At 71.0% G+C, this 17,257-nt stretch carries 19 protein-coding genes; 17 read left to right on the top strand and 2 right to left on the bottom strand.

The window, feature by feature from the left end:
- Positions 1-38 precede the first annotated feature (38 nt).
- The 13 genes from ACXJKD_RS16610 (at position 39) to dapF (ending at position 11,119) form a co-directional block, all read left to right on the top strand.
- Complete coding sequence (locus ACXJKD_RS16610) at positions 39-260, top strand: DUF3046 domain-containing protein (protein WP_457255718.1); 222 nt, start codon at positions 39-41, stop codon at positions 258-260.
- The gene (locus ACXJKD_RS16615; RefSeq protein WP_457255719.1) at positions 257-1,288 is read left to right on the top strand and encodes a nitronate monooxygenase; all 1,032 of its coding nucleotides are present in this window, start codon (positions 257-259) and stop codon (positions 1,286-1,288) included. The genes ACXJKD_RS16610 and ACXJKD_RS16615 overlap by 4 nt, the downstream gene beginning before the upstream one ends.
- A 33-nt stretch (positions 1,289-1,321) precedes the next feature.
- Positions 1,322-2,251: an ABC transporter ATP-binding protein gene (locus ACXJKD_RS16620; RefSeq protein ID WP_457255721.1), complete on the top strand. Its 930-nt coding sequence runs from the start codon at positions 1,322-1,324 to the stop codon at positions 2,249-2,251.
- A complete protein-coding gene (locus ACXJKD_RS16625; protein WP_457255723.1) occupies positions 2,251-3,093 on the top strand; it encodes an ABC transporter permease in 843 nt (280 codons plus the stop codon). The genes ACXJKD_RS16620 and ACXJKD_RS16625 overlap by 1 nt, the downstream gene beginning before the upstream one ends.
- Complete coding sequence (locus tag ACXJKD_RS16630; RefSeq protein ID WP_457255724.1) at positions 3,090-3,905, top strand: ABC transporter permease; 816 nt, start codon at positions 3,090-3,092, stop codon at positions 3,903-3,905. Before ACXJKD_RS16625 ends, ACXJKD_RS16630 begins: the two co-directional genes overlap by 4 nt.
- Positions 3,902-4,372 (top strand): GNAT family N-acetyltransferase, encoded by a 471-nt coding sequence (locus ACXJKD_RS16635; RefSeq protein WP_457255725.1) that lies wholly within the window; start codon positions 3,902-3,904, stop codon positions 4,370-4,372. Before ACXJKD_RS16630 ends, ACXJKD_RS16635 begins: the two co-directional genes overlap by 4 nt.
- 301 nt (positions 4,373-4,673) lie before the next feature.
- A complete protein-coding gene (gene recA / locus ACXJKD_RS16640; RefSeq protein ID WP_457255727.1) occupies positions 4,674-5,738 on the top strand; it encodes a recombinase RecA in 1,065 nt (354 codons plus the stop codon).
- A gap of 22 nt (positions 5,739-5,760) precedes the next feature.
- On the top strand, positions 5,761-6,351 hold the full coding sequence (locus ACXJKD_RS16645; protein ID WP_457255728.1) for a regulatory protein RecX: 591 nt from the start codon (positions 5,761-5,763) through the stop codon (positions 6,349-6,351).
- A gap of 29 nt (positions 6,352-6,380) precedes the next feature.
- Positions 6,381-7,154, top strand: a complete 774-nt coding sequence (locus ACXJKD_RS16650) for a YoaK family protein (RefSeq protein ID WP_457255729.1) — start codon at positions 6,381-6,383, stop codon at positions 7,152-7,154.
- Positions 7,155-7,175: 21 nt separating this feature from the next.
- Complete coding sequence (gene miaB, locus ACXJKD_RS16655) at positions 7,176-8,708, top strand: tRNA (N6-isopentenyl adenosine(37)-C2)-methylthiotransferase MiaB (RefSeq protein ID WP_457255730.1); 1,533 nt, start codon at positions 7,176-7,178, stop codon at positions 8,706-8,708.
- A gap of 29 nt (positions 8,709-8,737) precedes the next feature.
- Complete coding sequence (gene def / locus ACXJKD_RS16660; RefSeq protein ID WP_457255732.1) at positions 8,738-9,340, top strand: peptide deformylase; 603 nt, start codon at positions 8,738-8,740, stop codon at positions 9,338-9,340.
- Entirely contained in the window at positions 9,337-10,263 is a 927-nt protein-coding gene (gene miaA / locus ACXJKD_RS16665; RefSeq protein ID WP_457255734.1) for a tRNA (adenosine(37)-N6)-dimethylallyltransferase MiaA, read from the top strand. The genes def and miaA overlap by 4 nt, the downstream gene beginning before the upstream one ends.
- Positions 10,256-11,119, top strand: a complete 864-nt coding sequence (gene dapF, locus ACXJKD_RS16670) for a diaminopimelate epimerase (protein ID WP_457255736.1) — start codon at positions 10,256-10,258, stop codon at positions 11,117-11,119. Before miaA ends, dapF begins: the two co-directional genes overlap by 8 nt.
- Here dapF and ACXJKD_RS16675 read toward each other — a convergent pair.
- Positions 11,116-11,736, bottom strand: coding sequence for a class I SAM-dependent methyltransferase (locus tag ACXJKD_RS16675; protein ID WP_457255738.1), 621 nt, complete (start codon positions 11,734-11,736; stop codon positions 11,116-11,118). The genes dapF and ACXJKD_RS16675 overlap by 4 nt on opposite strands.
- 73 nt (positions 11,737-11,809) lie before the next feature.
- On the opposite strand from ACXJKD_RS16675, the gene hflX reads away from it, so the two are divergent.
- Genes hflX through ACXJKD_RS16695 form a run of 4 tightly spaced genes read left to right on the top strand, consistent with a single transcriptional unit; the run spans position 11,810 to position 14,597 of the window.
- Positions 11,810-13,261: a GTPase HflX gene (gene hflX / locus ACXJKD_RS16680; protein ID WP_457255739.1), complete on the top strand. Its 1,452-nt coding sequence runs from the start codon at positions 11,810-11,812 to the stop codon at positions 13,259-13,261.
- A 13-nt stretch (positions 13,262-13,274) separates the two neighbouring features.
- Entirely contained in the window at positions 13,275-13,775 is a 501-nt protein-coding gene (locus ACXJKD_RS16685) for a GNAT family N-acetyltransferase (protein ID WP_457255741.1), read from the top strand.
- Between the two features lie 10 nt (positions 13,776-13,785).
- Positions 13,786-14,124 (top strand): ArsR/SmtB family transcription factor, encoded by a 339-nt coding sequence (locus tag ACXJKD_RS16690; protein ID WP_457255743.1) that lies wholly within the window; start codon positions 13,786-13,788, stop codon positions 14,122-14,124.
- The gene (locus ACXJKD_RS16695; RefSeq protein WP_457255744.1) at positions 14,121-14,597 is read left to right on the top strand and encodes an SRPBCC family protein; all 477 of its coding nucleotides are present in this window, start codon (positions 14,121-14,123) and stop codon (positions 14,595-14,597) included. The genes ACXJKD_RS16690 and ACXJKD_RS16695 overlap by 4 nt, the downstream gene beginning before the upstream one ends.
- Positions 14,598-14,610: 13 nt before the next feature.
- Here ACXJKD_RS16695 and ACXJKD_RS16700 read toward each other — a convergent pair whose 3' ends face one another.
- The gene (locus ACXJKD_RS16700; protein ID WP_457255746.1) at positions 14,611-17,223 is read right to left on the bottom strand and encodes a DEAD/DEAH box helicase; all 2,613 of its coding nucleotides are present in this window, start codon (positions 17,221-17,223) and stop codon (positions 14,611-14,613) included.
- Positions 17,224-17,257: the final 34 nt, after the last annotated feature.

The following is a 17,257-nucleotide window of genomic DNA, read 5'->3' on the forward strand; positions in this document are numbered from 1 at the left end:
CGGTCGGTCGTGTCGTCGGAGCGTCCTAGACTCTGCCCGTGCGGCTGAGCCACTTCTGGAACCTGATGAACGACGAGTTCGGCGAGACCTACGCCAGCTCGCTCGCGCAGCACCACGTGCTGGGCGTCCTCGGTGACCGCACGGTGGCCCAGGCCCTCGAGGCGGGGGAGAGCCCGCGCCGGGTCTGGCTGGCGCTCTGTGACGCCATGGACGTGCCCGAGTCGCGCCGGCTCGGGATCGAGCGACGGCCCGCACGGTGACCTCGGTCGACTGGTCCGCCCACCCGTTGGTCCTCGCACCGATGGCCGGCGGGCCGTCGACGGTCGCGCTCGCCGCGGCCGCCGCGGACGGCGGGGTGTTCCCGTTCCTGGCCGGCGCCTACCTCACCCCGGAGCGGCTGCGCGCCGACCTCGCCGAGCTGCGCGCCCTCACGCCGACACCCTTCGCCGTCAACGTGTTCGCGCCGTCCCCCGACTTCCCGTTGATGCACCAGGAAGCCCTGGGGTATGCCGCGTTGCTGGCTCCGTGGGCAGCCGCGGCGGGGGTCGAGCTGGGCACGCCCCGCTACGACGACGACTTCTTCGCCGCCAAGGTCGACGTGCTGGTCGACGCGGCTCCGGCCCTGGTGAGCTTCGCGTTCGGGTGGCCGCCGGCCGACGTCGTCGGCAGGCTGCAGGAGTCGGGCACTGAGGTCTGGGTCACGGTCAACGAGCCGTCCGAGGTCGAGTGGGCCGAGGCGCTCGCGGTCGACGGCCTCGTGGTGCAGGGATGGGAGGCCGGCGGTCACCGTGGCGGCCCCGTGGACACCGGCGACACCCAGCTCGAGCTGCTGCCGCTGGTCGCGGAGGTGGCCCGCCGCACCGACCTGCCGATCATGGGGGCCGGCGGCGTGATGACCGGAGCCGAGGCGGCCGACGTGCTGCGGGCCGGAGCCGCCGCGGTCGCCCTCGGCACCGCGTTCCTGGGCTGCCCCGAAGCGGGAACGGCCCCGGTCCACCGGCACGAGCTCACCCACCGTCGCGGCACCACGGTGACGCGCGCGTTCACGGGTCGCAGCGCCCGCGCCCTGACCACGACGTGGACCGAGCTCTTCACGGAGGCCGCGCCCGCGGCATACCCCCACGTCCACCACCTCACGGCCCCGCTGCGCGCCCACGGCAAGTCCACCGGTGAGGCGGAGCTGGTGCACCTGTGGGCCGGCACCGGCCACGAGCGCCTGCGCTCCCTGCCCGCGACCGAGCTGGCTCGCGTGCTCGTCGAGGAGCTCGCCCAGGCCAAAAGCGGATGAGCGACGTCGGTCCGGGTCGGTAGCGTGGCGCCGGTGACCGAGGAGATCCTGCTGAGCGCCACCGGGCTGACCAAGACGTTCGGGGAGTTCACCGCGGTGGACGGCATCGACTTCGCGGTGCGCAAGGGGGAGTGCTTCGGGTTCCTCGGTCCCAACGGTGCGGGCAAGTCGTCGACCATGCGGATGGTGGGCTGTGTGTCGCCGGTGACCAGTGGCGAGCTGCGGCTGTTCGGGCTCGACCCCGCCGGCCACGGTCCCGCCATCCGCGCCCGGCTCGGCAGCTGCCCCCAACGCGACACCCTCGACGAGGAGCTCACCGTCGAGGAGAACCTCTGGGTCTACGGCCGCTACTTCGGCCTGTCCCGCAAGGAGGTCCGCACCCGAGCCGCCGAGCTGCTCGACTTCGCCCAGCTGACCGACCGCGCCGGCGACAAGGTCGAGCCCTTGTCCGGCGGCATGAAGCGACGCCTCACCATCGCGCGGTCGCTGATCAACTCACCCGAGATCCTGCTGCTCGACGAGCCGACCACCGGGCTCGACCCGCAGGCCCGACATGTGTTGTGGGACAGGCTCTTCCGGCTCAAGCGGTCGGGTGTGACGCTCGTCCTCACGACCCACTACATGGACGAGGCCGAGCAGCTGTGCGACCGGCTCGTCGTGATGGACCACGGGCGCATCGTCGCCGAGGGGTCGCCCCGGTCGCTCATCGACGAGTACTCCACGCGCGAGGTGCTCGAGCTGCGGTTCGACGCCGAGGACCACAAGGACGTCGCGGAGCAGGTCACCGGGATCGGCGAGCGGGTCGAGGTCCTGCCCGACCGGCTGCTCGTCTACGCCGACGACGGCGACCGGGCGGCCGCGGTGGTGCACTCGCGCGGCATCGAGCCCTTGTCGGCCCTGGTGCGACGGGCCACCCTCGAGGACGTGTTCCTGCACCTGACCGGCCGGACGTTGGTCGACTGATGGCGTCGGCCGCGCCCCTCCACCCCGACGCGCTCACCCGGGCCGCGCACGGCCCGCGTCCGCCCCTCTCGACCGGGGAGCGCGTGCTCGCGGTGTTCGCGTACTTCCTCACGGTCTACCGGCGCACGTGGCGGGGCAGCATCATCGGCCGGTTCCTCTCGCCGTTGTTCTTCCTGCTGGCGATGGGTGTCGGGCTGGGGTCACTGGTCAACGCCCGGGTGGGTGGGGTCGACGGGCTGCCCTACCTGCAGTTCGTCGTGCCGGCGATCGTGGCGACCCAGACGATGTGGGTGGCGATGGGGGAGTCGACCTACCAGGTCCTCGGCTACATCAAGTGGAACATGGGCTACCACGCCATGCTCGCGTCGCCGATGTCGGTCCGCGACGTGCTGCGCGGCCACTTCCTCGCGGTGGCGGCCCACCTGACCACCGCCACGACCATCTTCATGGGGGTGGCCGCGCTGTTCGGGGGTTTCCGGTCGGTCGCTGCGGTGTTCTGCCTGCCGATCGCGATCCTCACGGGGATGGCGTTCACCACCCCGATCTTCGCGTTCACGGCGCGGCAGGAGGGTGACGGCGGCTTCAACATCCTCTTCCGGTGGGTGGTCACGCCGTTGATGCTCTTCTCCGGCACCTTCTTCCCGATCGAGCAGCTCCCCGCCTGGATGCAGCCGATCGCCTGGGTGACGCCGCTGTGGCACGGGGTCGAGGCCTGTCGCGACGTGGCCACGGGCACCGTGTCGGTGGCGCCGTTCGTCGGTCACGTGCTGGTCCTCGCGGCCTACGTCGCGGTCGGCTGGTGGCTCGCCGAGCGCTCCTTCGCCACGAGGCTGGTCCCGTGAGCGCCCCGACCATGACTCGGCTGACCAGCCTCGTGCCGATGCCCGCCGGGGCCGGTCTCGCGCGCATGCTCGTGGAGCGCAACATCAGGTCGTTCCGGCACGGGTGGATCGCCCTGGTCACGGGTTTCGCCGAGCCGGTGTTCTACTTGTTCTCCCTCGGCATCGGGATCGGCGCGCTGGTGCAGACCGTCACGACCGACTCGGGCGCCGAGGTCTCCTACCCGCAGTTCGTCGCCCCCGCCCTGCTGGCGGCCTCCGCGATGAACGGTGCCGTCTTCGACTCGACCTTCAACGTGTTCTTCAAGCTGCGCTATGCCAAGCTCTACGACGCGGTGCTGGCCACGCCGATGGGGCCACGCGACATCGCGGTCGGTGAGATCGCCTGGTCACTGGTCCGGGGCGGTCTCTACTCCGCGGCCTTCCTCGTGCTCGCCCTGCTGGCCGGGGCAGTGGGGTCCTGGTGGGCGGTCCTGGCGCTGCCGGCAGCCGTGTTCATCGGGTTCGCCTTCGCCGCGCTCGGCATGTTCGCCACGACGTTCATGAAGTCGTGGGTGCACTTCGACTACATCACCCTCGCGATCCAGCCGATGTTCCTGTTCTCCGCGACGTTCTTCCCGCTCTCCACCTACCCCGAGGCGCTGCAGTGGGTGGTGCGCGTGACGCCGCTCTACCACGGGGTGGCGCTCGAGCGGGCGCTCATGCTCGGGGAGGTCGGCTGGGGTGTGCTGGCCCACGTCGGCTACCTCGCCGCGCTCGGCGCCATCGGGGTCGTGGGCGCGGCGCGCCGGCTCGAGAAGCTGCTGCTCTCATGACGTCATCGACCCCGACCCCCGACGTCCGGACGGCGCGTTTCGCCGACCTCGACCCCCTGACGGCCTACCGGCTGTGGGCGCTGCGCTCGGCGGTCTTCGTGGTGGAGCAGGACTGTCCCTACCTCGACCTCGACGGTCGTGACCTCGAACCGCTGACGCGGCACCTGTGGGTCGAGCAGGACGGCGAGCCGGTGGCCACCCTGCGGCTGCTCGACGACGGCGACCAGCTGCGGATCGGACGGGTCGCCACGGCGGTGTCGGCCCGCGGCCGGGGGCTGGCCGCCAGCCTCGTGCGGGCGGCCCTGGCCCTGGCCGGGGAGCGGGCCGTGGTGCTGGACGCGCAGTCGCACCTCGTGGACTGGTATGCCGGGTTCGGCTTCGCTCCCAGTGGGCGTGGGTTCCTCGAGGACGGCATTCCGCACACGCCGATGCGGCGCACGGGTCGAGGATCCGGACCGCTGACCTGACGGCTGTCCTGACCGCTGTCCTGACCGCTGTCCTGACCGCTGCCCTGACCGCTGCCCTGACCGCCGAGCTGACTGGATCGTGGTTCGCGGCGTGTCGCGTGTCGCATGCCGGATTTCGAACAGGTGTTCGGTAGATTCATCCCCAGGTGGAACTGCCACAGAGCCACCGTCCACAGGTCGTGCGAGCGACCCGGACGGCTGTCGGTGCCGACACCTAGCGTCTGACCCGAAGCAGAGCAGCTGCCCGAGGGTCGAAGGCAGGCGCGCCCGACTCGAAGCGAAAGAAGGAATGGTGGCCAGAATGGCTGGAGCGAACTCCGCAACGGTGGACCAGAAGGCAAAGTCCCTCGACAGCGTCATGGGGCAGATCGAGAAGTCGTTCGGCAAGGGCGCGGTCATGCGTCTCGGCGACGACGTCCGCCCCCCGATCGACGTGATCCCGACCGGCTCGATCGCGCTCGATGTCGCGCTCGGCATCGGCGGTCTCCCGCGCGGCCGCGTGGTCGAGATCTACGGCCCGGAGTCCTCGGGCAAGACGACGGTCGCCCTCCACGCGGTGGCCAGTGCGCAGAAGGCCGGCGGCATCGCGGCCTTCATCGACGCCGAGCACGCCCTCGACCCCGACTACGCCAAGAAGCTGGGCGTCGACACCGACGCCCTGCTGGTCAGCCAGCCCGACACCGGGGAGCAGGCGCTCGAGATCGCCGACATGCTGATCCGGTCCGGCGCCATCGACATCATCGTCATCGACTCGGTGGCCGCGCTCGTGCCGCGCGCCGAGATCGAGGGCGAGATGGGTGACAGCCACGTGGGTCTGCAGGCCCGTCTGATGTCGCAGGCCCTGCGCAAGCTCACCGGTGCCCTCAACAACACCGGCACGACGGCCATCTTCATCAACCAGCTCCGCGAGAAGATCGGCGTCATGTTCGGCTCGCCCGAGACCACCACGGGTGGCAAGGCGCTGAAGTTCTACGCCTCGGTGCGCCTGGACGTGCGTCGCATCGAGACCCTCAAGGACGGCAGCGACCCGGTCGGCAACCGCACCAGGGTCAAGGTCGTCAAGAACAAGGTGGCCCCGCCGTTCAAGCAGGCCGAGTTCGACATCCTCTACGGCCAGGGCATCTCCCGCGAGGGGGGCCTGATCGACATGGGGGTCGAGCAGGGCTTCGTCCGTAAGGCGGGCGCTTGGTACACCTACGAGGGCGACCAGCTCGGGCAGGGCAAGGAGAACGCCCGGCAGTTCCTCAAGGACAACCCCGACCTCGGCAACGAGATCGAGAAGAAGATCAAGGAGAAGCTCGGCATCGGCCCGCAGGTCGACAAGCCTGCTGACGCAGCGGTGCCCGAGGTTCCCGTCGAGTTCTGAGCTCTGAACCACCCAGATCGACATGACTGATCGACACGACGCGGCCAGGGCAGCCTTCGAGACTGCCCTGGCCGCGACGACTGTTCCCCCTGGCGACCCCGAGGACGACCTCCAGACCCGCGACGGCGAGCCGGACGCCTACGACGTGGCGCGCCAGATCGTGCTGCGTCAGCTGGCCCTGTCACCCAAGAGCCGTCAGCAGCTGCGCGACAAGCTACGGACCCGCAACTGCCCCGACGACGTCGCCGAGGCAGTGCTCGACCGGATGACCGACGTGGGGCTGGTCGACGACGAGGCGTACGCGGGGATGCTCGTGCGTTCCCAACAGGCCGGTCGAGGCCTGGCCAAGCGGGCGCTCGCGCGCGAGCTGCGCACCAAGGGCGTGGACGACGAGACGGCCCGGGCGACCCTCGAGCAGATCGAGCCCGAGGCCGAGCGTGACCGGGCCGCGCAGCTCGTCGCCAAGAAGCTCCGGTCCATGCACGGGCTGGAGCCGCTGGTGCAGAAGCGGCGGTTGGCCGGCATGCTCGCCCGCAAGGGTTACCCGGCCGACCTGGCCATGGCCGTCATCCGGGAGGCCATCAACTCGGCCCCCGAGCACCAACGCGACTGACCTGACTGTCCCGGGCGTACCCTCCGGCTGTGACCGCTCCCGACGTGCCCGCAGCTCCCCTGGGGTGGGGCACGGTCGTCGCCCGGCGCCTGCGCACCCTGGCCGGCCCGGAGCGCACCCTCCGCCGGAACCAGTACCTCGCCGCGCTGCTGGCCCTCATCGCCGGAACGCTCAACTCGGTCGGGTTCGTCGCCGTGTCGGTGTACACCTCGCACATGACCGGCCTGACCGCGTCCGTCGCGGACCACCTCGTCCTGGGGTCGTTCTCGCTGGTCTGGGTGGGCGTGGAGGCCATCTCGGCCTTCGTGCTCGGGGCCATGACGTGCGCGCTGCTGTTCAACTGGGGGCGACGTCGTGGCCTGCACGGGCGCTACGCCAACGTGCTCGTCGTCGAGGCGCTCCTGATCCTGGCCTTCGGTGCCGTCGCGGACCGGCTGGTGTGGGAACACCGTGACCACGTGTTCGTGGTCGTGCTCTGCTTCACCATGGGTCTGCAGAACGCCATCATCACCAAGATCTCGGCCGCTCAGATCCGCACCACCCACGTCACCGGGATGGTCACGGACATCGGGATCGAGCTCGGCAAGCTCGTCTACCGCAGCCGCAGGTCGGGTGAGCCTCCGGTGCGAGCCGACCTCGGAAAGCTCGGCATGCTCGCGGGTCTGGTCGGCTTGTTCTTCGTCGGCGGGGTGCTCGGCGCGGCCGGCTACCTCGCCGTCGGCTTCCCGGTCCTGATCGCGCCGGCGCTCGTGTTGCTCCTGGTCGCGTCGCCTCCGCTCCTCGTCGACCTCCGCACCCACTGACCACGTACCCTTGGCGGTGCCATGACGACGCACGCCACCGCGCCCCCGAGCGCTGCCAAGACCTACGACGTCCGCACCCACGGGTGCCAGATGAACGTGCACGACTCCGAGCGCCTCGCCGGCCTGCTCGAGACGGCCGGGTACGTCGACGTCAACAGCCTGCCCTCGGGCGCCCGCCCGGAGGCGGCCGACGTCGTCGTCTTCAACACCTGCGCGGTGCGGGAGAACGCCGACAACAAGCTGTACGGCAACCTCGGCCAGCTGCGACCGGCCAAGACCAGGAACCCCGACATGCAGATCGCCGTGGGTGGCTGCATGGCCCAGAAGGACCGCGCGACCATCGTGCAGCGGGCGCCGTGGGTCGACGTCGTCTTCGGCACCAACAACATCGGGAGCCTGCCGGCCCTGCTCGACCGGGCCCGGCACAACAAGCGCGCCGAGGTCGAGATCCTCGAGAGCCTCGAGGTGTTCCCGAGCACCCTGCCGACCCGACGCGACTCGGCCTACGCCGGCTGGGTGTCGATCTCGGTGGGCTGCAACAACACCTGCACGTTCTGCATCGTCCCGAGCCTGCGCGGCACGGAGGCCGACCGTCGCCCCGGGGACGTGCTGGCGGAGGTCCAGGCGCTGGTCCAGCAGGGAGTCGTCGAGGTGACCCTGCTCGGCCAGAACGTCAACACCTACGGCGTCGAGTTCGGCGACCGCCTGGCGTTCGGCAAGCTCCTGCGCGCCTGCGGCGACATCGACGGGCTGGAGCGGGTGCGCTTCACCAGCCCGCACCCCGCCGCCTTCACCGACGACGTCATCACCGCCATGGCCGAGACGCCCAACGTCATGCCCAGCCTGCACATGCCGCTGCAGTCGGGCTCCGACCGGGTGCTCAGGGCGATGCGCCGGTCCTACCGCAGTGCCAAGTTCCTCGGGATCATCGACCGCGTCCGCGAGCAGATCCCGGACGCCGCGATCACGACGGACATCATCGTCGGGTTCCCGGGGGAGACCGAGGCGGACTTCGCGGAGACCCTGCGGGTGGTGCGCGAGTCGCGCTTCGCGAGCGCCTTCACCTTCCAGTACTCCATCCGCCCGGGGACGCCCGCCGCGACGATGCCCGACCAGCTCCCGAAGGCCGTCGTGCAGGAGCGGTACGAACGCCTGCTGGCCACCCAGGAGGAGATCTCCTGGGCCGAGAACCGCACCGTCGAGGGCCGTGACGTCGAGGTGCTGGTGGCGACGGGCGAGGGTCGCAAGGACACCGAGACCCACCGCCTGTCGGGACGGGCGCGGGACAACCGGCTGGTCCACTTCGCGGTGCCCGACAGTGCCGAGCGCCCGCGTCCGGGCGATCTGGTGACGGTGGGCGTCACCTACGGCGCCCCGCACCACCTCGTCGCCGACGCGGCCCTGGGGGGTGGCAGCTACTCGGTGCGTCGCACCTCGGGCGGCGACGCGTGGGCGGCACTGCAGGACGCGCCCGTCCCCGGCAAGCCTGCCGTCTCCCTCGGGATGCCGGGTCTGGGCCGACCGACGGCCGCTCCAGACCCTTCGTGCCGGTGACCTGTGGGTGATCTGAAAGACTCCCGCGCATGACAGTTCGCCCCATCGTCATCACCGGGGAGCCGGTGCTCCACCGTCGCGCCGAACCCGTGGAGAAGTTCGACGACGACCTGCGCGACCTGGTCACCGACATGTTCGAGACCATGGACGCGGCGCACGGTGTGGGGCTGGCCGCACCCCAGATCGGCGTGGGGCTGCGCGTCTTCACCTGGCAGATGGACAACGACGACGGCGTGCCGACCCGCGGCGTCATCGTCAACCCCTACGTCACCGCCACGAAGCCGTCGGTCGACGAGCCCGACCCGCACGACGAGGCGGAGGGTTGCCTGTCGGTGCCGGGTGAGAGCTTCCCCCTCAAGCGTGGTGAGCGGGCCACCGTGACGGGCTTCGACGTCGACGGCGCCGAGGTGTCGTTCGAGGCGAGCGGCTGGTTCGCCCGGTGCATGCAGCACGAGTACGACCACCTCAACGGCTTCCTCTACGTCGACCGCCTGAACGAGCGCTGGGGCAAGAAGGCCCGTAGGGCCGTCAAGAAGCAGGGCTGGGGCAAGCCCGGCTTCGCGTGGCTCCCGGGAGTGGACCCCGACCCGTTCGGCCACGACGACGACCACGACCACGAGCACGACCTGTGAGTTTGGTCGTCGCCGTCGTCGGCCCGACCGCGACGGGCAAGTCCGACCTCGCGCTCGACCTCGCGGAAGCCCTGGGCGGAGAGGTCGTCGGAGCCGACGCCAGCCAGCTCTACCGGGGCATGGACATCGGCACCGCCAAGGTGCCGCCGGGCGAGCGACGCGGCATACCGCACCACCAGCTGGACGTGCTCGACGTCGTCGAGGAGGCCAGCGTGGCCGCCTACCAGGTCGCGGCGCGCGAGGACCTCGCGGCGATCCAGTCCCGGGGGCACCACCCGATCCTGGCCGGCGGCTCGGGGCTCTACGTCCGGGCGGCGCTCGACGTGCTCGAGATCCCCCCGACCGACCCCGCGGTGCGGGCGAGGCTGGCCGACCGCGCCGAGGCCGAGGGCACGCCCGCCACCTTCGCCCGGCTGGAGGAGCTCGACCCTGCTGCGGCGGCGGCCATCGAGCCCGGCAACACGCGCCGCATCGTCCGCGCGCTCGAGGTCATCGAGCTGACCGGTCGACCGTTCTCGGCCACGATGCCGACCCGCACCTACCTCCAGCCGACCGTCGTGCTGGGGCTGCGGCTGCCGCGCGACCTGCTCGACGACCGGGTGGCCACGCGGGTCCGCCGGATGTGGGAGGAGGGGCTGCTCGACGAGGTGCGCCACCTGGAGACGCTCGGGCTCCGGCAGGGCCGGACCGCCGCACGGGCGCTGGGCTACGCGCAGGCGCTCGCCGAGCTCGATGGCCTGATGACCACCGAGCAGGCCCAGGAGGAAACCACCGCGCTGACCCGCCGGCTGGTCCGTCGACAGGAGTCGTGGTTCAACCCGGACCCCCGCATCACCTGGCTCGATGCCCTGGCGCCGAACCTCGCCGAGCAGGCGGTTGCGGTGGTGCAGGCCGCCATCAGCGACAATGGTGCGCATGGCTGACCAGACCGCCTTCACGAAGGGCCACGGCACCGAGAACGACTTCGTCCTCGTGCCGGACCTCGAGGGCGTCCGCGACCTCTCGGCGCAGCAGGTGGCCCTGCTGGCCGACCGTCGGGCCGGCATCGGCGGCGACGGTGTCATCCGGGTCGTCCCGACCGCCCTCGCCACCGAGCCCGGGGTGCTGTCCCAGGCGGCCGGGGCGCGCTGGTTCATGGACTACCGCAACGCCGACGGCAGTGTCGCCGAGATGTGCGGCAACGGCACCCGGGTCTTCGCGACCTACCTGCGACGCGAGGGCCTGGAGACCGCCGACGAGTTCGCCATCGCGACGCGGGCCGGCACCAAGGTCGTGCGGTTCGAGTCACCCGAGCTGATCGCGGTCAACCTCGGTCCGTGGCGCCTGGCCCAACCGGCCATCGCCGACGAGGAGGGCTTCGACGCGCTGGTCCACCTCGAGCGCCACGAACCCCTCTCGGCGTTGACGCTCGACCTCGGCAACCCGCACACCGTCGTGGCGCTGCCGGAGACCGTCGACCTCGAGTCCCTCGACCTGCACCTGCCGCCGGTGGTGAACCCGCTTCCCGAGTACGGCACGAACGTCGAGTTCGTCCGGCCGATGGGTGCGGGCCACGTCCGTATGCGCGTCCACGAGCGGGGCGTGGGGGAGACCCGCTCCTGTGGCACCGGTGCGGCTGCGGCCGCGCTGGCCACCCGCTTCTGGGCCGGCGACGTCACCGACACGTGGACCGTCGACGTGCCGGGCGGGCGGCTGCGGGTGCGCGCGCTCCCCGGCCAGGAGGTCGAGCTGGCCGGCCCGGCCGCCCTGGTCGCCGACGGCACCACCGACCTGGTCTAGCTGGCGGCGCGCCGCACCTCGAGGATGCGGAAGCCCTTGTCCGAGGTGAACCGGGTCACGGCATACGTGTCGGGGTCGAGCTGCTCACCGAGCCAGCGCTGCAACGAGTCGGAGCCGAGGTTCTTCTGCACCACGAGGTGCGCCACGCCGCCGGGGGCCAGCCGGGGCAGCCAGGTGAGCATCAGGTCGTGCAGCACCGCCTTGCCGACCCGGATCGGAGGGTTCGACCAGATCGCGTCGAACCGCACACCCTCAGGTATGCCGTCCGGCTGGCTCGCGTGCAGCCGGTCGAGTCCCAGCGACGCCGCCGTGGTGCGGAGCAGGTCGAGGGCACGCTCGTTGACGTCCACGCCATACACGGTGGCCTCGGGTGAGCGCAGCGCGAGGGTGAGGGCGATCGGTCCCCAGCCGCACCCGAGGTCGAGGAGGGTGCCCTCGGTCGGTGGCGCGGGGGCGTGGCGCAGGAGCACCGCGGTGCCCTGGTCGACCCCCCCGGGGCTGAAGATGCCCGCCGCCGAGCGCACCTCGACGGTGCGGCCCGCGAGCCGCACGGTGATCGTGCGCTGCTGGGCAGGGCTCGCGGGTTCGGCCGTGAAGTAGTGGTCTTGCGTGCTCATCGGGCCCAACGGTAGACGGAAGGACATAAACCGGTCGCTGCGGTCGTTGAAAAGGTGAGATTCTTGAGGGGATATGACACTGAAGCGATCAGACATCTTTGACCTGAAGGCCACCGCGCTGGCGACCGAGGACGGATTCCTCCCCAGCGACGGGGCCGGCTATGACGGGGACCAGTACGAGCGCGAGGACCGCGCTGCACTGCGCCGGGTCGCAGGGCTGTCCACCGAGCTCGAGGACATCACCGAGGTCGAGTACCGCCAGCTGCGCCTGGAGCGGGTGGTGCTCGCCGCGGTCTGGACCGAGGGCACCGCCGAGGACGCCGACAACTCGATGCGCGAGCTCGCGGCACTGGCCCAGACCGCCGGTTCCACCGTGCTCGCCGGCCTGGTGCAGCGCCGGGCCAAGCCCGACACGGGCACCTACCTCGGCTCCGGCAAGGCGGTCGAGCTGCGCGACGTCGTCATCGCGGAGGGAGCCGACACGGTCATCTGCGACACCGAGCTCACGCCCAGCCAGCGGCGCGCGCTCGAGGACGTCGTCAAGGTCAAGGTGATCGACCGCACCGCGCTGATCCTCGACATCTTCGCCCAGCACGCGAAGTCGAAGGAGGGCAAGGCGCAGGTCGAGCTGGCCCAGCTGCAGTACCTCCTCCCGCGGCTGCGTGGCTGGGGTGAGTCGATGTCCCGCCAGGCCGGTGGCCAGGCCGCCGGTGGCCAGGGCATGGGCTCGCGTGGTCCGGGTGAGACCAAGATCGAGCTGGACCGTCGGCGGATCAACACCCGGATGGCCAAGCTGCGCCGCGAGATCAAGGAGATGAAGACCAGCCGCGACACGCGTCGCCTCTCCCGCAAGGCCAACGAGGTGCCGAGCGTCGCGATCGCCGGCTACACCAACGCCGGCAAGTCGTCGCTGCTCAACCGGCTCACCGGCGCCGGCGTCCTCGTCGAGAACCAGCTGTTCGCGACCCTCGACCCGACCGTCCGCCGCGCAGAGACCGAGGACGGCCGCCTCTTCACGCTGGCCGACACCGTCGGGTTCGTGCGCCAGCTCCCGACCCAGCTGGTCGAGGCGTTCCGCTCGACGCTGGAGGAGGTGGCCGACGCCGACCTGCTGCTGCACGTCGTCGACGGGTCGCACCCCGACCCCGAAGGCCAGATCAGCGCGGTCCGCGCGGTGCTCGCCGATGTCGACGCGGCCTCGGTGCGCGAGGTCATCGTCGTCAACAAGGCCGATGCCGCTGACCCCGAGGTGCTGGATCGGATCCAGCGGCACGAGAAGCACTCGATCGTGGTCTCGGCTCGCACCGGTGCCGGGATGGAGGAGCTGCGGGCCCTGATCGCCGAGGAGCTGCCGCGACCGACCATCGACGTCGAGGTGCTGGTGCCCTACGACCGGGGTGACTTGGTCAGCCGGCTGCACCAGGAGGCCGAGGTGCTCTCGAGCGAGCACACCGGCAGCGGCACGTTGGTGAAGGCCCGGGTGCACCCCGACCTGGCCGGTGAGCTCGCGGCCTTTGCCGCCTGACCCACCGACCGACGTGGAGATCCGCCTCGGCGGCCTCGAGACACCGCAGGTCGCTGCCCTGCTCGCCGAGCACGTCGAGGACATGCGGCGATACTCCCCACCCGAGAGCGTCCACACCCTCGACCTGGACCGGTTGCGCACGCCGGACCTCACGTTCTGGAGCCTCTGGGACGGCGAGCAGGTGCTCGGCTGCGCCGCCCTGCGCGAGCTCGACGCCACGCACGGCGAGCTCAAGTCGATGCGCACCGCCCCGGCGCACCGCCGTCGCGGCGTCGCCGCTGCGCTGCTCGACCACGTCGTGGCGGAGGCCCGACGCCGTGGCTACCGACGCCTGAGCCTGGAGACCGGCTCGCCGGTCGAGTTCGCCCCCGCCAGGACCTTGTATGCCGCGTACGGCTTCACGTCGTGTGGCCCCTTCGGTCCCTACCTCGACGACGAGTTCAGCGTCTTCATGACGCTGGACCTGGCGGAGTGGCCCGGTCGAAGGGTTGACGCCACGAACGGTAAGTCGTAACTTACCGTAAGTGAGCACTTACGTAGAGACGTCACGACGCGGGGACCCGTGGATCGCCCTGGGGGATCCCACCCGCCGCTCCGTCGTCCGCCTGCTCGCCGCAGGGCCGGCCTCGGTGACGGAGCTGGCCCAGCGCCTCCCTGTCAGCAGGCCCGCCGTCTCGCAGCACCTCAAGGTGCTCAAGGACGCCGGGCTCGTCGCCGTGCGCCCGCAAGGGACCAGGCGCATCTACCAGGTGGACCCGGTCGGAGTGGCCGCCCTCCGGAGCGAGCTGGACGGCTTCTGGGGTGCCGCACTGACCAACTTCGCCCAGCTCACCGAACAGCACCGCAAGGAGACCGAACGATGACCAGCACCGCAGCCGCCACCTCCGTCAGCCTCGACATCACCGTCGACGTTCCGGCGGAGACCGCCTTCCGCCTCTTCACCGAACAGTTCGACCAGGTCAAGCCGCGCGAGTACAACCTGCTCTCGGCGCCGATCGAGCAGACCGTCTTCGAGTCGCATGTCGGCGGCCACATCTATGACCGCGCCACGGATGGCTCGATCTGCCGATGGGCCCGCGTGCTCGCCTTCGACCCGCCGGAGCGAGTCGTCTTCACCTGGGACATCACCCCGCGGTGGCAGCTGGAGACCGATCCCGACAAGGCCAGTGAGGTCGAGGTCTCTTTCATTGCCCAGGGGGACGGCCGGACCAGGGTCCTCCTCGAGCACCGGCACATCGACCGACATGGCGAGGGATGGCAGGACTACGCCACGGGTCTCGCGGCCGAGGACGCCTGGCCGTTGTTCCTGGCCCGCTTCGCCGACCTGACCCACTGACCCACGGTCGTCGTCAGAGGCGGCGCATCGCCCGCGTGAGCACGACCGGTTCGCCGGCCTCGTCGGAGGCGTCGAGGTCGACGACCGCCTCGATCACCCAGTCGTGGTCACCCTCGGGGTCGTGCAGCGTCTGGCGCACCTCCCAGAGGCGGTGGTCGGGGTCGGGTTCGTCGGTGCCCGGCGCAGGCCCGGTGGCCGCCGTGACCGCGAGCAGCTGAGGTCCTCGGGCGTCGGAGTCGGTGGCGATGCTGTCGTGGTCGGCGTAGTAGGCGCCGAGGGCCTCGTCCCACGCGTCGCGGTCCATGAGGGTGTGCCGGGCGGGCTCGGGGAGGGCGGCGTTGGCCGCATCGAGCTGGGCGAGGTCGCCGAACCGGTCCAGCGCCGCCAGCTCCACGCGGCGGAACATCGCGTTGCGGACCATGACCCGGAACGCGCGCTCGTTGGCCGTGATCGGACGGGCCGGTCGGGTGCCGCCGTGGGCGGCCAGGCCCTCGAGCTCCTCGAGCCGCTCGTTCGCGTCGGGATCGGACAGCGCCTCCCACTCGTCGAGCAGCGAGGAGTCGGTCTGGCGCACGGTCTCGCCGAGCCACTCGAACAGGTCGTCGAACGTCTCGCTGCGATGCGCAGCCGGCACCGTCTGGCGCAGGGTCCGGTAGGCGTCGGTGAGGTAGCGCAGCACCAGCCCCTCCGACCGGGCCAGCTGGTAGGTGGAGACGAACTCGGTGAACGTCATCGCCCGCTCGTACATGTCACGAACGACGGACTTGGGGGAGAGGGCCGACTCCGACACCCAGGGGTGGCTCTGCCGGAAGATCTCGAAGGTGGCCTCGAGCAGGTCGGCGAGCGGTCGCGGCCAGCTGACGTCCTCGAGCAGAGCCATCCGCTCCTCGTACTCCACGCCGTCCGCCTTCATCTCGGCGACGGCCGCACCCTTGGCCTTGAACTGCTGGGCCATGAGGACCTGGCGCGGGTCGTCGAGGATCGCCTCGATCACCGAGACCACGTCGAGCGCGTGGGTGGGCGACTCGGGGTCGAGGACGTCGAACGCCGCGAGAGCGAGCGGAGCCAGGGGTTGGTTGAGGGCGAAGTCGTCCTGCAGCCCGCCACGCACCTCGATGGTGCGTCCGTCGGGCGCCGGCGGCGAGATCCGTTGCAGCACACCGGTGTCCAGCATGCTCTTGCCGAGGGTGATGGCTCGACGCGACAGCCGGGCCTGGTTGCGGGGCGTCTCGTGGTTGTCGCGCAGCAGATGGCCCAGGGCGCGGACCGGGTCGCCGGGGCGCTGGACCACGTTGAGGATCATCGAGTGGTCGACGCGCATGCGGGACACGAGCGGCTCGGGGTCGGCCGCGACCAGCTTGTCGTAGGTCTGCTCGGTCCACGAGACCTCGCCGTCGGCGGGCTTGCGACGCTGCACCTTCTTGAGCTTCTTCGGGTCGTCGCCCGCCTTGGCGATCGCGCGGGCGTTGTCGATGACGTGCTCAGGAGCCTGCACGACCACCGAGCCGCTGGTGTCGAACCCGGCCCGGCCCGCGCGCCCGGCGATCTGGTGGAACTCGCGCGCCTTGAGGATCCGCTGCCGTGACCCGTCGAACTTCACCAGTCCGGTGAACAGCACCGTGCGGATCGGCACGTTGATGCCGACGCCGAGGGTGTCGGTGCCGCAGATGACCTTGAGGAGGCCGTCCTGGGCGAGCTGCTCGACCAGCCGGCGGTAGCGGGGGAGCATGCCGGCGTGGTGCACCCCGATGCCGGAGCGGACGAGCGTGGACAGGGGGCGACCGAAGCCCGCCGTGAACCGGAAGCCGCCGATCCGCTCGGCGATGGCGGCCCGGTCGGCCTTGACGGTGCCCTTGAGCGAGAGCAGTGCCTGGGCCTGCTCCAGGGCCGCGGCCTGGGTGAAGTGCACGACGTAGACCGGGGACTGGTGGGTGGTGAGCAGCTCCTCGATCGTCTCCGGCAGGGGGGTGAGGGCCCAGCTGAAGCTCAGCGGCACCGGTCGCTCGGTGCCCGTCACGAGCGCGGTGCCGCGACCCGTGCGCCGGCTGAGGTCCTGCGACAGCTCGGTCAGGTCGCCGAGCGTGGCCGACATGAGGATGAACTGCGCCTGGGGCAGCTCGAGCAGCGGGACCTGCCAAGCCCAGCCGCGGTCGGGCTCGGCGTAGAAGTGGAACTCGTCCATGATGACCAGGCCCACGTCGGCGTTCGCACCCTCGCGCAGCGCGATGTTGGCCAGGATCTCGGCGGTGCAGCAGATGATGGGGGCGTCCGGGTTCACCGAGGCGTCGCCGGTGAGCATGCCGACCTCGGAGGCGCCGAACACCTCGCAGAGCGCGAAGAACTTCTCGCTCACCAGCGCCTTGATGGGCGCGGTGTAGAAGCTGACCCGGTCAGTGGCCAGTGCGGCGAGGTGCGCGCCGGTGGCGACCAGCGACTTGCCGGAGCCCGTCGGGGTCGAGAGCACGACGTTCTCACCGGCCAGCAGCGAGATCAACGCCTCCTCCTGGTGGGGGTACAGCGGGGTGCCCTGGTCGCGCGCCCAGCCCTCGAACGCGGCATACACCTCGTCGGGCCCGGCCCCCTCGGGCAGCAGGGCGTCGAGGGTCAGCGGCGGGGCGGAAGGCATCGCCGGCCATCCTCTCACCCTGCTCAGGGAGACC

It is taken from the genome of Pedococcus sp. P5_B7 (genome assembly GCF_054049895.1).

Bases quoted from the DNA above. Each gene is read 5' to 3' on its own strand.
- ACXJKD_RS16625 (WP_457255723.1), top strand. From the start codon at position 2,251: ATGGCGTCGGCCGCGCCCCTCCACCCCGACGCGCTCACCCGGGCCGCG.
- ACXJKD_RS16635 (WP_457255725.1), top strand. From the start codon at position 3,902: ATGACGTCATCGACCCCGACCCCCGACGTCCGGACGGCGCGTTTCGCC.
- recA (WP_457255727.1), top strand. From the start codon at position 4,674: ATGGCTGGAGCGAACTCCGCAACGGTGGACCAGAAGGCAAAGTCCCTC.
- ACXJKD_RS16645 (WP_457255728.1), top strand. From the start codon at position 5,761: ATGACTGATCGACACGACGCGGCCAGGGCAGCCTTCGAGACTGCCCTG.
- miaB (WP_457255730.1), top strand. From the start codon at position 7,176: ATGACGACGCACGCCACCGCGCCCCCGAGCGCTGCCAAGACCTACGAC.
- def (WP_457255732.1), top strand. From the start codon at position 8,738: ATGACAGTTCGCCCCATCGTCATCACCGGGGAGCCGGTGCTCCACCGT.
- dapF (WP_457255736.1), top strand. From the start codon at position 10,256: ATGGCTGACCAGACCGCCTTCACGAAGGGCCACGGCACCGAGAACGAC.
- ACXJKD_RS16675 (WP_457255738.1), bottom strand. From the start codon at position 11,736: ATGAGCACGCAAGACCACTACTTCACGGCCGAACCCGCGAGCCCTGCC.
- hflX (WP_457255739.1), top strand. From the start codon at position 11,810: ATGACACTGAAGCGATCAGACATCTTTGACCTGAAGGCCACCGCGCTG.
- ACXJKD_RS16695 (WP_457255744.1), top strand. From the start codon at position 14,121: ATGACCAGCACCGCAGCCGCCACCTCCGTCAGCCTCGACATCACCGTC.
- ACXJKD_RS16700 (WP_457255746.1), bottom strand. From the start codon at position 17,223: ATGCCTTCCGCCCCGCCGCTGACCCTCGACGCCCTGCTGCCCGAGGGG.